The 12022-nt window shown below is 70.5% G+C and carries 14 protein-coding genes and 1 tRNA gene; 8 read left to right on the forward strand and 7 right to left on the reverse strand.

Annotated elements, in window-relative coordinates:
- Positions 1-6: 6 nt before the first annotated feature.
- From FIV43_RS17525 to FIV43_RS17535, 3 genes are all read right to left on the reverse strand, one after another.
- Positions 7-1125, reverse strand: a complete 1119-nt coding sequence (locus FIV43_RS17525; protein WP_231123491.1) for a PP2C family protein-serine/threonine phosphatase — start codon at positions 1123-1125, stop codon at positions 7-9.
- A gap of 126 nt (positions 1126-1251) precedes the next feature.
- A complete protein-coding gene (locus tag FIV43_RS17530; protein WP_141015165.1) occupies positions 1252-1725 on the reverse strand; it encodes an FHA domain-containing protein FhaB/FipA in 474 nt (157 codons plus the stop codon).
- On the reverse strand, positions 1718-2446 hold the full coding sequence (locus FIV43_RS17535; protein ID WP_141015166.1) for an FhaA domain-containing protein: 729 nt from the start codon (positions 2444-2446) through the stop codon (positions 1718-1720). Before FIV43_RS17535 ends, FIV43_RS17530 begins: the two co-directional genes overlap by 8 nt.
- Before the next feature lie 224 nt (positions 2447-2670).
- Here FIV43_RS17535 and FIV43_RS17540 point away from each other — a divergent pair.
- The 5 genes from FIV43_RS17540 to FIV43_RS17560 all read left to right on the forward strand — a co-directional run bounded on the left by FIV43_RS17540 (position 2671) and on the right by FIV43_RS17560 (position 4970).
- Positions 2671-2754 (forward strand) — tRNA-Leu (locus FIV43_RS17540).
- Positions 2755-2962: 208 nt separating this feature from the next.
- Positions 2963-3217, forward strand: coding sequence for a eukaryotic translation initiation factor 4E family protein (locus tag FIV43_RS17545; protein ID WP_141015167.1), 255 nt, complete (start codon positions 2963-2965; stop codon positions 3215-3217).
- 2 nt (positions 3218-3219) lie between these two features.
- Positions 3220-3543, forward strand: a complete 324-nt coding sequence (locus FIV43_RS17550) for a plasmid mobilization protein (protein WP_141015168.1) — start codon at positions 3220-3222, stop codon at positions 3541-3543.
- Positions 3544-3867: 324 nt separating this feature from the next.
- Complete coding sequence (locus tag FIV43_RS17555; RefSeq protein WP_181407566.1) at positions 3868-4458, forward strand: TetR/AcrR family transcriptional regulator; 591 nt, start codon at positions 3868-3870, stop codon at positions 4456-4458.
- Positions 4455-4970 carry an SRPBCC family protein gene (locus tag FIV43_RS17560; protein WP_196780876.1) on the forward strand — a complete coding sequence of 172 codons (516 nt, stop codon included), beginning with the start codon at positions 4455-4457 and terminating at the stop codon, positions 4968-4970. The genes FIV43_RS17555 and FIV43_RS17560 overlap by 4 nt, the downstream gene beginning before the upstream one ends.
- A 142-nt stretch (positions 4971-5112) precedes the next feature.
- On the opposite strand, the gene FIV43_RS17565 is transcribed toward FIV43_RS17560, so the two are convergent.
- Both FIV43_RS17565 and FIV43_RS17570 read right to left on the reverse strand, forming a co-directional pair.
- Positions 5113-6468 (reverse strand): MBL fold metallo-hydrolase, encoded by a 1356-nt coding sequence (locus tag FIV43_RS17565; protein ID WP_231123492.1) that lies wholly within the window; start codon positions 6466-6468, stop codon positions 5113-5115.
- Positions 6469-6583: 115 nt separating this feature from the next.
- Positions 6584-6886 carry a rhodanese-like domain-containing protein gene (locus FIV43_RS17570; protein ID WP_141015171.1) on the reverse strand — a complete coding sequence of 101 codons (303 nt, stop codon included), beginning with the start codon at positions 6884-6886 and terminating at the stop codon, positions 6584-6586.
- 202 nt (positions 6887-7088) lie between these two features.
- Here FIV43_RS17570 and FIV43_RS17575 point away from each other — a divergent pair, with 202 nt between their 5' ends.
- The gene (locus FIV43_RS17575; RefSeq protein ID WP_141015172.1) at positions 7089-8069 is read left to right on the forward strand and encodes an NAD(P)H-dependent flavin oxidoreductase; all 981 of its coding nucleotides are present in this window, start codon (positions 7089-7091) and stop codon (positions 8067-8069) included.
- A 93-nt stretch (positions 8070-8162) separates the two neighbouring features.
- Here FIV43_RS17575 and FIV43_RS17580 read toward each other — a convergent pair whose 3' ends face one another.
- Both FIV43_RS17580 and FIV43_RS21195 read right to left on the reverse strand, forming a co-directional pair.
- Positions 8163-9620, reverse strand: coding sequence for a purine-cytosine permease family protein (locus FIV43_RS17580; protein WP_141015173.1), 1458 nt, complete (start codon positions 9618-9620; stop codon positions 8163-8165).
- Entirely contained in the window at positions 9620-9781 is a 162-nt protein-coding gene (locus FIV43_RS21195; RefSeq protein ID WP_181407567.1) for a hypothetical protein, read from the reverse strand. Before FIV43_RS21195 ends, FIV43_RS17580 begins: the two co-directional genes overlap by 1 nt.
- Before the next feature lie 119 nt (positions 9782-9900).
- On the opposite strand from FIV43_RS21195, the gene FIV43_RS17585 reads away from it, so the two are divergent.
- Positions 9901-11259: a flavin monoamine oxidase family protein gene (locus tag FIV43_RS17585; RefSeq protein ID WP_141015174.1), complete on the forward strand. Its 1359-nt coding sequence runs from the start codon at positions 9901-9903 to the stop codon at positions 11257-11259.
- Between the two features lie 116 nt (positions 11260-11375).
- The gene (locus FIV43_RS17590) at positions 11376-11978 is read left to right on the forward strand and encodes a TetR/AcrR family transcriptional regulator (protein WP_141015175.1); all 603 of its coding nucleotides are present in this window, start codon (positions 11376-11378) and stop codon (positions 11976-11978) included.
- Positions 11979-12022 lie beyond the last annotated feature (44 nt).

A 12022-nucleotide genomic window follows, 5' to 3' on the forward strand; every position in this document is an offset into this window, starting at 1 on the left:
CGCTGGTCATGTAGACGCTGGAGAGGCCGGGGATGCCGTCCACGCCGCGGAAGATCGCGACCTGTCCGTTGCTTTCCCCGACGTAGTACTGCTTCTGGGTCCACCAGTAGCCGGCGGCGAGCAGGCTCCACGCGACGCCGACCAGCAGGGCCAGGGTGAGCAGTCGGCGCAGCCAGGTGAAGCGGCGCGGGGGCGGGGCGCGTAGCGGTAGGCCTCCGGGTCGATCGGCGGGTCGGCCCGGATCGCGTAGTCGATCCCCTCCGGGATCTCCGCGTCGATCGGCTCGAGCTCGCCGGTGTCGCCGCTGCGGTGTCCGCGGAAGAGTGCGCGAGGCATGCGTCGCTGCGGCTCGGCCGCGGCGCCGACCACCTGCGGCTGCTGGGTGGCGAGGCCGGGGTCGGACGCGGCCTGGTCGGGGCCGATCACCTCGGCCACCACGCAGGTGACGTTGTCCGAGCTGCCGGCGTCCAGGCTGGCGCGCACCATCTCGATCGCGGCGAACTCGGTGCTGCCGTCGGACAGGATGCTCGCGATCCGGTCGTCCTCCAGTACGCCGCAGGCGCCGTCGCTGCACAGGAAGAGGCGGTCGCCGGCGACGAGCTCGAGCTGGAAGAGGTCCGGCTCCACGTCGTGCAGGCCGTCGAGCGCCTTGAGGATCAGGTTGCGGTGCGGGTGGACCCGCGCCTCGGCCTCGGTGATCCGCCCCTCGTCGATCAGGCTCTGCACGAACGTGTGGTCGCTGGTGAGCTGGGAGATCTCACCCTCGCGGAGCAGGTAGGCGCGGGAGTCGCCGACGTGGCCGATGCCGAGGCGGGCGCCGTCGAAGAGGGCGACGGTCGCGGTCGTCGAGGTGCCGTTGAGGGCGGGGTCGTGATCGACCTGGCTGCCGATCGAGTCGTGTGCCTCGTGCAACCCGTCGCTGACCCGGGTGATCAGGTCGGTGCCGTCGGGGGCGACGTCGAGGGTGCGCAGCTCGTTGATCGCGGTGCTGGAGGCGATGTCGCCGCGGGCCGCTCCGCCGACGCCGTCGCAGACCGCGAGCAGCCAGGGGCCGGCGTACCCGGAGTCCTGGTTGTCCTTGCGGACCCGGCCCACGTCGGAGACCGCGTGGAAGCGCAGCCGCAAGCCACCGCCCACCGACGGGGTCGGCTGGGTCGATTGGGTCGACTGGATCGGCTGGGTCGGTGCGGGGGCGTCACCGGGTGCTCCGCTCGCCACGGGGGGCGGGGGAGTCGGGTCGCTGGCCGTCATCTACTTCCTCAGCTCCACGATGGTCTTCCCGATCCGGACCTGCGAACCGAGTCCGATCGGGACCGGCTGGGTGATCCGCTGGCTGCCGAGGTAGGTGCCGTTGGTGGAGCCGAGGTCCTCGACGTACCACTGGTCGCCGGAGGCGACGATCCGCGCGTGGCGGGTGGAGACGTAGTCGTCGTCGAGCTTGATCGCCGCGTCGTTGCCGCGACCGATCAGGATGGGCGCGTTGGCCAGGTCGGCGGTGATCCCCGAGTTGACGCCCTGGACCACGACCGCCTGGGTCGGCGTGCCCCGCTTCTGCTTGGGCGCCGCCTTCTTCTTGGCGCCGCGCGGCTGCTGCGGTGGGGCCGGCGCGGTCGGGACCCGCGCGCCGAACATGTCGGAGCGGATCACCGAGATCGCGGACAGCACGAAGATCCACAGGATCGCCAGGTAGGCGATCCGGACCAGGAACAGGGTCAGCTCAGACACCGGCACTCTCCTCGGTCACCCGGACGGTCAGGGATGTGTGGCCGATCTGGACCCGGGTGCCGTTGCGCAACGCGGCGTGCGGGACCTTCTGCCCGTCGACCCGGATGCCGTTGGTGGAACCCATGTCGTGCACCTCGATGTGCAGACCGGACGCGCCCGCGGCGCTCCCGGTGGTGATCAGGAACTGGGCGTGCCGCCGGCTGACGCCCGGGTCGTTGATCCGGATGTCGGCCTCGCTGCCGCGGCCCACGACGAGTCCCGGCGGCGTCAACGGATGGTGGGTGCCGTTCACCTCGAGCACCACCTTCGACGGAGTGCCGTCGGCGGCGGGACGGCGCGCCCCGGTGACCGACGCCTCGGCCTTGCTCAACACCCGGAACCGGCCGGTGGTCAGGTCGTCGGCGTCGGTGAAGTCGATCTTCACCGGACCCGGGAAGACGTAGCCCTGCTGGTCGGCGTGGTCCTTGAGCTGGTCGCGCAGCTCGTCGGCCAGCGTTCCGGTGAAGCCGGACATCCGCTCGAGATCGCTCGGGGCCAGCTCGACGTGGAAGCTGTTGGGCACCATCCGCCGCTCGCGGGAGATCACCTGTGCCTTGTTGTCGAGCTCGCGCTGCAGCGCTGCGGCGACCTCGACGGGCTGCACCGCGGAGCGGAAGGTACGGGCGAAGACTCCGGAGATCGCCTGTTCAAGGCGCTGTTCGAAACGCTGTAGTCCGCGCACGGCTCGTCGGCTCCTCTCCTGCTCGTCCTTCTCGCTGCTCCGCCGGCGATCAGCCGACAAGTGACACGGTCGATCGCTCGATCGTATCGGGGCCGCGGTCCCGTGCCGGGATCACCGCGCCCTCCGAGCGCCGTGCCGCGCCTCCGGCGACCCGCGGAGCACCCCTCGGGTGCGCCCCGGTTTGGGTTCGGCGAGGTGACTGGGATAGATTGACGCCGCTTCAAGCGCGAGTGGCGGAATAGGCAGACGCGCACGGTTCAGGTCCGTGTGTCCGAAAGGACGTGGGGGTTCAACTCCCCCCTCGCGCACGTGAACAGAAGCGAAGCCCCGGTCTTCGGACCGGGGCTTCGTTCGTTTTCCGTCCACGGCCCTCGGCTGGGCGCCGTCTGTCCACAGCTCGGCAGTCGGCCGGTGGTTCGTGAGGATTGTCCGCACTTGCATGGCTTGTATGACGAACCAAACGTCCACCACTGCCGGTCCCGAGGCCGAGAGTCTGGTGTTGCAAGTAGCTGGAGTATGCAACACACTGATGGTGCGGCGATGATCTTCGACCGGATCGAGTGGGACGACCACAACCTCGACCACGCGACCAGACGGCTCACAGCCGCCGAGATCGAGCAGGCGATCTGGAAGGCGGGGCACTGGTATCACCATCCGAAGTACCCCGATCGCCGGCTGGTGCGTTCGGAGACCGACGGAGGCAAACGAGTGCTGGTCGTGCTCCAGATCGTGCGAGACGGCGTACGACCGATCACCGGATGGGAGGAGTGACCATGGGCGACAAGACCGACGGCATGGCCGAGGCCGAAGTGGCCGACTACTACAACCAGACCGAGGACGCCTCGGACTTCGACCTCGACAACCCCGAGCCGACCACGGTGCGTCGGAACGTAACGATCTCCGTCCGGTTCTCCGACACCGAGATCGCCGAGCTTCGCGCCCGAGCCGAGGTCGCGGGGGTGAAGGTCACCTCCTTCATCCGCGCGGCCGCGCTCGAGGCCTCGCAGCCCGTCGATCGCGCTCAGCTCGACGCATTGGCGAGGGATCTGGAGGAGCGGGCTCATCGAATGGCGCAGATCGTGGCGCGCGGCGCCTGAGCGCCGCTCGCTTCTACGGCACCGAGGCCGCGTCACCCCTGCCGGATCACTGCATCTTGTCCGGCGCAGGCAACAGGTCGACCTCGTGCCGCCCGCGATACTCCTCGAACTCGTCGCGCGAGATCGCTTCGAAGAGGCCTTGGGTGGCGTCGAGGTCGAGGAGTACGACGCTCTGTCCGGCGATCGTGTCGGTGCCGTTGTGGGGGGGGGCTGCACTTGGCTCGATCCGCCGGTGCGCGGGCGTGCGGCCGCCCTGGTCGCGATCAGCGCTGTGCGAGCCCCAAGCCCTTGTGCTCGCGTCATGTTTGACACATGATCGGGGATATGTCTCAGATGGCGCGGCGGTCGCGGTCGGACAAGATCGATGTCGATCGTCTCCTCGACGCGGCAGGGCTCGCCTTCTCACGCTATGGCGTCGGCCAGGCGACGATGGTCGAGGTCGCCGCGCTGGCGGGTTGCTCGCGAGCCACGTTGTATCGCCAGTTCCCCAACCGCGAGTCTCTCCGACTGGCATACGTCCATCGCGCCACGCTGCGGATCGCGGCCGAGATCGCGCCCGAACACCGGCCGGGGAGCGTCGACACGGTGGTCGACCTCCTCCTGCGCGGCATCAGGGCGGTCCGCTCGGATCCGTTGCTCGCCGTGTGGTTCGAGCCGCAGAACATGGCGATCCCCCTGGCGCTCAGCCAGAGCTCGGAGCTGCTGCGGACGATGACGACCGGGCTGGCCGGCGAGTTCGCCGACGACCCCGCGGCTCTCGCCGACATCGAGCTCCGCGGCGCCTGGATCCTCCGCAGTGTCGTCTCCCTGCTGGCGATGCCGGGTGAGAGCGAGGAGGCCGAACGGGCGTCGCTGGCGAGGTTCGTCGTACCACTCGTCCTCACCGACAGCTCCGCGACGGAAGGCAGGTCGTGACCGTGTATGCCTGCGAGAAGGTGGGTCTCGACTTCTTCGACACCGCCCCGTCCGTCCACAGGCTCGAGCGCACGGTGGCCGCCACGCCGGCGGAGGTGTTCGCCGCCTTCCTGGACGCCGAGGCGTGGGCCGCTTGGGCTCCGCCGATCACGCGGGTCGAGTGGACCTCGGGTCTGCCGATCGAGACAGGATCGACCCGCACGGTCCACATGCGGGGCGGTCTGGTGGCCCACGAGGAGTTCCTCGCCTACGAGGACGGCGGCCGGATGGCGTTCCGCTTCAACGAGGCCTCCAAGCAGGGTGTCCATGCTTTCGCCGAGGACTACCGGGTCACCGACCTCGGTGCAGGGCGGTGTGTCGTCGCGTGGACCATGGCCCTGGACACCGGACGCGGGCCGAGCCGGCTGGACCGGGTGGTCGACCCGATGATGCGACTGGGGCTGCGGTACATGCTGGGGCGGTTCGGCAAGCTGGTGGAGTCCCGGTCCGCGACGACGGCGGCGGACCGATGAGTCGCTGCCGAACGACCGAGTAGATGCAACCGGACCTGACCGGCGCGTCGGTCAGGTCGCCGACCCGCCCCGGCTCCGTATCGACCGCCTTCCGCAACCTGATCCGTCGTGGCGACGGTGACGAGCTCTGCATGATCGGGTCTCAGGCGTCGGCCCGCTCCGCCGCGCCGGTGTCGTCGGGACGGACCAGGTGCAGTCCGACCTGCTCGGCGTTGTCGAAGGAGTCGTCGATGGCGACCGGGGTGCGGCCGGCGGCCGCGACGAACGAGGCGGCGACCGAGGCGCGGTAGCCGCTGGCACAGTGCACCCACACCTCCCCGGCCGGCACCTCTGCGACCCGGCGGGGCAGCTCGTGGATCGGGATGTTGACCGCCCCGGCGATCGCAGCTCCCTCGTGCTCGTCGGCCCGACGGACGTCGAGTACGACGACCTCGCGGTGGTGACGCACCTGCGCCAGCTCCGCGAACGTCGCGACGGGGAAGCGGCCGAGCTCGTCGACGGCCCACTCCTCGGGACCGCCGGTGGCGCGGGCGGCCGGCCGGTCGATCCCGATCCGGACCAGCTCGCGCTGCGCGGTGGCGACGTCCTCGACGGTCTCACCGAGGAGGGTCACCGGGGTGCCCCACTCGATCAGCCAGCCGAGGTAGGTCGAGAAGGCGCCGTCGAGGCCGAAGTTGAACGTGCCCAGGGCGTGTCCGGCCGCGAAGGCCGTGCGGCTGCGCAGGTCAACGACCCACTCGCCGGCCTCGATGCGACGACGCAGCTCGATCGCGTCCGCCTCCTGCACGGGGGAGAGGTCGGGCGCCGTGGGTCCGCCGGCGTTCGCCGGGCCCATCTGCGCGTAGTAGGCCGGCCACGGGCCCAACCCGTGCAGCAGCTCGCGGACGTAGGTCTCCTCGTCCTGGGTCAGCACGGGGTTCGAGCGCTTCTCCTGCCCGATCGTCGAGGCCGTCGCCTCGGACTGGGTCGCCGAGCAGAACGGCCCGAAGCCGTGGGTCGGGTAGACCTCGGCCGCGTCGGGCAACTCGGAGGCCAGCCGGTGCGCGGAGGCGTGCTGGTGGCGCACGAGCGCGTCGGTGTGCTGCTCGCCGAGCAGGTCGGGGCGGCCGGTGGCGCCGTACAGCAACGAGCCGCCGGTGAAGACGGCGTACGGCTCCTCGCCGTCGCTGAGGGCGTAGGAGAGGTGGGTGAAGGTGTGACCGGGAGTGGCGATCGCGCGGATCCGCATCCGCGAGCCGACCTGGACCGTGTCGCCGTCGGTGATCGGGGTCCGGTCGAAGGAGACCTCGTCCTCGCCGTTGACCAGGTAGGACGCGCCGGTCGCCTGCGCGAGCGCGAGGCCGCCGGTGACGTAGTCGTTGTGGATGTGGGTCTCGAGGACGTGGGTGAGTCGCACCCCGTCCGCCTCGAGCACCGCCAGCAGCCGGTCGATGTCGCGCTGCGGGTCGACCACGAGGGCGACCTGACCGTCGTGGACCAGGTAGCTGCGGTCACCCAACGAGGGAGTCTCCACGGTGCGGACGGTCAGCCCGGGGCGGGACGCTGCTGCGCCTCCTCGGTCGCGCCGGCGGGCGCCGCCATCGCCTTGTCGTCGCTCTGGGTCATCCTCGGCCTCACTTCTCGATCGGGCGCCCGGAGCGGGCCCAGGCGGTGGTGCCGCCGGCGACGTTGATCGCGTCGTAGCCGTTGGCGGTCAGCAGGTCGGTCATCGCGCTGCTGCGGTTGCCCGCGGCGCACACCACGTGCACCGGCTGGTCGCGGTCGAGCTCGCCCAGTCGCGCGGTCAGCTGGCCCATCGGGATGTTGACCGCGCCGGGCACGTGCCCGGCGCGGTATTCCGATGGCTCGCGGACGTCGACGAGGGTGGCGCGCCGCTCGAGCGCCGAGGCGAGCTGGTCGATGGTGGTCTCACGCATGCAGGGGGCTCCTCTCTCTGCTGTTCTCGTAACCCCCCTGGGGGTTATGGATCGAGATTAGCACAACCCCCAGGGGGGTTGCTCGGTGGAGCGTTCGGCGCGCGCCACGACGAAGGCGCCAATGAATAACTGGCGCGTCAGTTAAAACCCGTCCTATGCTGCGAGCCCCGCAACCGACGGGACCCGAGCGACGAGGAGTGTCATGGCCTTCAACAACAGATTCACCGAGACCTTCGGCATCGAGCACCCGATCGTGTGCGGCGGGATGCTCGCGGTCGGCACGGCGGAGCTGATCGCCGGCGTGGCCAATGCGGGCGCCCTGGGCTTCCTCAGCGCGCTGACGCAGCCCACGCCGGAGGCGCTCGCGCGCGAGATCGAGCGGTGCCGGGAGCGCACGGACAAGCCGTTCGGGGTGAACCTGACGATCCTGCCCACGATCGACCCGGTCCCCTATGACGAGTATCGCGAGGCGATCATCGAGTCGGGGGTCAGGATCGTGGAGACGGCCGGGAGCAACCCCGCCCCGCACCTGCCGTCGTTCCAGGCCGCCGGCGTCAAGGTGATCCACAAGGCCGTCGCCGTGCGGCACGCGCTCAAGGCGCAGGCGCTCGGGGTGGACGCGGTGAGCATCGACGGCTTCGAGTGCGCCGGCCACCCGGGCGACGACGACGTACCCGGTCTGGTGCTGATCCCGGCAGCCGCCCGCCAGCTCGAGATCCCTCTCATCGCCTCCGGGGGCTTCGCGACGGGCAGCGGCCTCGTCGCCGCGCTGGCGCTGGGTGCCTGCGCGATCAGCATGGGGACGCGGTTCGAGGCGACCGTCGAGGCGCCGATCCATCGCCGGGTCAAGGACCAGATCGTCGCCAACAGCGAGCTCGACACCACCCTGGTGTTCCGCGAGTTCCGCAACACCGCGCGGGTGGCGAGGAACGCCGTGTCGGAGGAGATCAAGCGCATCGGCTCCGGGAGGGACGCGACGTTCGCCGACGTGGCGCACCTGGCCTCCGGCGCCCGCGCCCGAGAGGCGGTGCTCGCGGGCGGCGACGTCGACGGTGGCATGTGGTGGGCCGGCCAGGCGCAGGGCCTGATCGACAGCGTCGAGACCTGTGCCTCGGTGGTCGACTCGATCATCGCCGAGGCCGAGGACATCATCGGTCGGCGACTGCCCGCACAGCTCGTGTGACGACTGCCCGGAGCCAGAAGCTCCCAGAAACCAGAACGTCCTGGACCCGAGATCGGGTCCAGGACGTTCTGGTCGTTGCGAGCCGTGGGGGGATCAGCGTCCGTAGGCTCCCATCGAGCTGCGCGCCACGAACAGCCTGGTCAGCGAGTAGTGGACGATGGCGGCGACCGCGAACGCCGGCATCGACGCCGTCATCCACCGGAACCATCCGGCAGGCTCGTAGGTGACGGGATTGAGGAGCAGCGCATAGACCACGCCGCCCAGGACGAGCGCGGTGATGGCGGCCGGGTTGTAGCCGCCCCAGAACCAGTACGCCGAGCGGCGGTCGGCGAGGTAGAGGTCGCGCAGCACCAGGCGCTGCCGACGCAGCACGAAGTAGTCGACGATCTGGATCCCGCACAGCGGGGCGACCAGGATGGCGCCCCACGAGACGAACCGGGCGTAGTTGTCGTAGACGGTCGAGGGGAAGAAGACCAGGACTGCGGCCGGCACCAGGATGAGAGCGGCCAGCAGCGCCCACGGGGTACGTCGTACGGCTTCGCCGCAGCCGCCACGGATGGCGACCAGGGCCGAGTAGCTCTGGGCCACCACGCTGGTGATGTTGGCCATGCCGACGAACGCCAGGGCGAGCACGCCGAGGAAGGCCCCGCCGAGCGGCACCATCCACACCGTCGGGTCCTCCGAGTTCAGGGCGAGCGCGGCGAACACGCCGACGATGGCGGCGACCACCGAGGCGCCGAACAGGCCGACCACGTTCGGCCAGTAGGCGGCACGAGAGCTGTCGGTCAGGCGCGCCAGGTTGCCGACGTTGGGCCACCAGGCGAAGCCGCCGGCGATGTTGAGCTCGATCGCGAGCATGAAGTCGAGATGGCTGTCGCCCCAGGGGTCGAGCGCCGGCGTCGCCGCCAGCTCCGACCAGCTGGTCTGGGTGAAGATCAGGCCCAGCATCCCGAGGGTGATCAGCACCAGCCCGGGTGCCACCAGCCGGTTGACCCACTCGATCGACTGCGGGCCGCGCGCGACGATGCCCCAGGAGACGGCGACGGCGAGCAGGCCGAGGACGCTGACGATGCCGGCCGAGGGCGCGATGTCGGTGTCGAGCACCTGGTTGGACACGTTTGCCAGGGCGTGTCCGCACATGATCGCCAGCACGGCCGACCAGGCGGCCGCCATGACCGCCGCCATGACCAGCATTAGGATGCGCGCTCCCCGGATGCCGAAGATCGAGCGCAGGCTGACGAACTGCTCGACGCCCCACCGGGCGGAGGGCAGGCAGGGCGCGAGGGAGACCAGCAGGCAGCTGATCCCGTAGCCGATCACGATGCTGGCGATCGCCTGCTTGGCGCCGACGTAGTAGGCCACGGCGCCACCCTGGAGGAAGGCCCAGGTCGCGATGGCGAGGCCGATGTTGACCGCGCTGTAGTCCCAGAAGCCCCAGATCCGCTCCTTGCGGAGCAGCGGCAGCTCGTTCAGCGTGCCGTCATCGGCCTGGGTCTGCACCTGGGAGTTGTGCGCGGCGCGGTCGGCCACGGGCTCGGCCGTCTCGGGCATCACAGGCTCCACCACAGGAGGGCCACGGTGAGGATGAGCAGTCCGCCCGCGGTCAGCAGCAGGTCGAGCCAGGGCAGGGGGGTCAGCGGCCCCTCCTCGCTCTGGGGGTCGTCGATGAGCGCCAGGCGGCGTTCCAGTTCAGCCTCGAACTCCTGGTCCACGGCTCGTCCTTTCGTTTGACTAACGCATCAGTTAATAGTGCAGAATGGGTGCTCTGAGTCACACATGTCAAGGGTCGCGGAGATACGTCGTCCGTGAATGATCAGCCGGAGGTGGAGAGATGGTGCTGCCGCAGCGATGCGACGTGGTGGTCGTCGGAGCGGGATACTCGGGCCTGGCGACAGCGCTCGTCCTGCGGGACGCGGGGATCGATGTCCAGGTGCTCGAGGCGCAGGATCGGGTCGGTGGCCGGATCTGGTCCGAGCGGCGCGACGGGGTGCCCGTCGACCACGGGGGACAGTGGGTCGGCCCGACCCAGACCCGGCTGCTCGCCTGGGCGGAGCGCTTCGGGTGCGAGATCTTCCCCTCCCATGACGCCGGCGACCACGTCGAGCTGTGGGCGGACGGCTCCCGGCACCTCTTCGCCACCGGCAGGTCCTCCACGGGCCCCGGCGTCGAGGAGTACGACGCGCTGGAGGAGCGGATGGACGAGATGGCGTCGGCCATCGACCTCGCCGACCCCCTCGCGTGCCCGCACCTCGTGGAGTGGGACTCGGAGACCGTCGAGTCCTGGCTCCTGCGCAACGTGGAGTCCGAGCCCGCTCGTCGGCGGTTCGCCCTCGCGGTGCAGGGCGTGTGGTCCTGCGAGCCGCGGGAGGTCTCGCTGTTCCACCTGCTCTTCTACATCGCGTCCGGCGGCGGCATGGACTCGCTGATGGAGACCATCGGCTACGCCCAGGACAGTCGGTTCGTCGCCGGGGCCCAGGCGCCGGCCCTGGCGGCCGCCGCGGAGCTCGGCGCGCGTGTGCACCTGTCCTCGCCGGTGTGCGCCGTGCGTCAGGACGGGTCCGGGGTGGTGGTCGAGACCGAGGGTGGCGCGATCACCGCGCAGCGGGTGGTCGTCACCTCGACACCGGCGGCCACGGCACGCATCCGCTTCGCCCCTTCGCTTCCGGCGCCGCGCCGGCGCTGGCTCGCGCGCAGCCCGATGGGGGACGTGGCGAAGGTGCACACCCGCTACGCGCGGCCCTTCTGGCGTGACGCCGGGCTCTCCGGCCAGGTCGTCGCCTACGACGACCAGCCGGTGGGGGTGGTGTTCGACAACTCGCCGGCCGACGCCTCCAGCGGGGTCCTGGTCTCCTTCGTCTACGGCGATCGCTATCGCGCCTACGCAGCGATGGGGGAGGCCGAGCGCAGGGATGCGGTGCTGGCGACGCTGACCCGGGTGTTCGGCAGTGCCGCCGCGGATGCCGTCGACCACGTGGAGAAGCTGTGGCCCGACGACGGGTGGGCGGAGGGTGGCTACGCGGCCGTTCCCGTGCCCGGCGCGTGGGCGGCGCACGGACGCGACGGGTGGCGGACGCCGGCCGGGCGGATCCACTGGGCCGGCACCGAGACCGCGACCGTCTGGAACGGCTACATGGACGGCGCGATCCGCTCCGGGGAGCGCGCCGCAGCGGAGGTGCTCGCGCTCCTGTAGCGCTGGTGCGGCTGTTCCGTGGTGTTTGACCGACGGTTCAGTCAGCCGCGAGAGTGTGCGCCACCCGGCGCAGCAGGGGCGCTGGCGCTGACGAGGGTCCAGGAGGAGACGGGGACATGGCGAGGCCGAGTGTGGAAGCCGAACGCAGGGAGCAGATCCTCGGGGCCGCGTGCGCCGTGCTGGCGGACGTGGGGTTCACCGCCCTCCGGATCGCCGACGTCGCCAAGCGGGTGGGTAGCAGCACCGGCACGGTGCACTACTACTTCCCGACCAAGCGGGACCTGACGGTGGCCGCGTTCCAGTGGAACTTCGACCGTTCGCTGGAGCGGCGCCAGCACATCCTCGACCTGCACGACGACCCCCGCAGCGAGCTGCGGGCCTTCGTGGAGTCCTACCTCCCGACCGACGAGGTCACCATCCAGGCGTGGCACGTGTGGGCCGAGCTGTGGGTGGAGGCGCTCCACGACGAGGACCTGGCGGCGCTGAACGAGCGGGTCTACGGTGCATGGCGGCAGATCGTCCACCGGATCATCGTCGACGGTCAGGCTGCCGGCCACTTCCACGACGGGGACGCGATGAACCTGGCCAACGGGCTGATCGGCCTCATCGACGGCCTGAGCCTCCAGGTCCTCCTCGGCTCCAAGGACATGGACGCCGAGCGGATGCGCGCGGTGTGCGACGAGTGGTTGGCCGCTCTCGATCTGGCCGCTCCCGCGTGAGCTGATCGGCAGATCCTCTCCCTGACGTCGTGACGCTTGACACG

Origin of the sequence: Nocardioides sambongensis (assembly GCF_006494815.1) — a bacterium.
Taxonomy (GTDB): domain Bacteria; phylum Actinomycetota; class Actinomycetes; order Propionibacteriales; family Nocardioidaceae; genus Nocardioides; species Nocardioides sambongensis.